Annotated in this window: 1 protein-coding gene; it reads left to right on the top strand. The window is 76.4% G+C overall.

Features of this window, described 5'->3' with window-relative positions; translation table 11 throughout:
• Positions 1 to 250 precede the first annotated feature (250 nt).
• Positions 251 to 1,477, top strand: a 1,227-nt coding sequence (gene xylB, locus NH339_RS18160; protein WP_253027441.1) for a xylulokinase, incomplete at its 3' end; no start/stop codon positions are given.

Here is a 1,477-nt window from a genome sequence, read left to right as displayed (position 1 = left end):
CCGGTGCCGATGGTCGCCGCGCCGACGGCCCCGCCCACGACGAGACGTCGCCGCGTGCGGTCGGGTGCGGGTGGGCTGGTGGGTGCGGGCGTGTCAGTCATGGCCCCAGCCGACCGGGCGCGGGTGAACGCACGGCGACGCGCGCGGGAGCGCAGGCCGAACGGCCCCGTGCGCGGCACGGCCCTCATGCACGTGAGACACGTCACGCTGCACGCTTGACTTCGTTCGGACCCTGAACGAATATGGGGTCATGCCCCTCGTCCTCGGCGTCGACTCCTCGACACAGTCCACGAAGGCCGTCCTCGTCGACGCCGACGACGGCACGGTCGTCGCGTCCCGCACGGCCCCCCACCCCGACGGCACCAGCGTCGACCCGCGGGCCTGGCTCGACGCGTTCGACGCCGCCGCCGGCCCCCTGCTCCCCCGCGCCGCCGCCGTGGCCGTCGGGGGGCAGCAGCACGGCATGGTCGCGCTCGACGCCGACGACGAGCCCGTCCACGACGCGCTGCTGTGGAACGACACCCGCTCGGCCGCTGCGGCCGCGGAGCTGGTCGAGGAGATCGGCGGACCGGCCGCGTGCGCCGAGGCCGTGGGCAGCGTCCTCGTGGCCTCCTTCACGATCACGAAGCTGCGGTGGCTGCGCGACCACGCGCCCGACGCCGCACGACGCACGACGCGCGTCCTGCTCCCCCACGACTACCTGACGTGGCGCGCCGGAGGTCGTCGCTCCGCGCCCGCCACGGACCGCGGCGACGCCTCGGGCACCGGCTACTACTCCGCCGCGGACGGGGCCTACCGCGAGGACCTTCTCGAGCGCGCCCTGGGCCACGCCGCCGGGCTCCCCCACGTCGCCGGCCCGAACGAGCAGGTCGGCACCACCGAGCACGGCGCCGTCGTGGCCCCCGGCACGGGCGACAACATGGCGGCCGCCCTCGGGCTCGGGCTCGGACCGGGCGACGTGTCGTTGTCGATCGGGACGTCCGGCGTCGCCGCCGCCGTCAGCGACTCCCCCGTCGTCGACCCCAGCGGCGTCGTGACCGGGTTCGCCGACGCGACAGGTCGCTACCTGCCCATGGCCACCACGCTCAACGCCGCACGCATCCTCGACCTGCACGCGCGCCTCCTCGGCGTCGACCACGAGGAGCTCGCCGCCCTCGCCCTGGCGTCCGTGCCCGGCGCCCACGGCCTCACCGTCAGCCCCTACTACGACGGCGAGCGCACCCCCAACCGGCCCGACGCCAGCGGCACCTGGGCAGGGCTCACCACGGCGACCAGCCGCGCCGACGTCGCCCGAGCCGCCGTCGAGGCGCTGCTGTGCTCCCTGGCCGACGCGCTCGACGCCGTGGCCCAGGGGCTCACCGGGGTCGACCGCGTGCTGCTCATCGGCGGCGGCGCCAAGAGCCCGGCCGTGCAGGCGCTCGCCCCGGCCGTGCTGGGACGCGAGGTCGTGCTGCCGTCCTCCGCCGAGTACGTCGCC

Origin of the sequence: Aeromicrobium sp. CnD17-E, assembly GCF_024124745.1 — a bacterium.
In the GTDB taxonomy this organism is placed as follows: Bacteria; Actinomycetota; Actinomycetes; order Propionibacteriales; family Nocardioidaceae; genus Aeromicrobium.
Note: the sequence above shows the minus strand (reverse complement) of the source record. Positions and strands in the feature narration are given on the sequence as shown.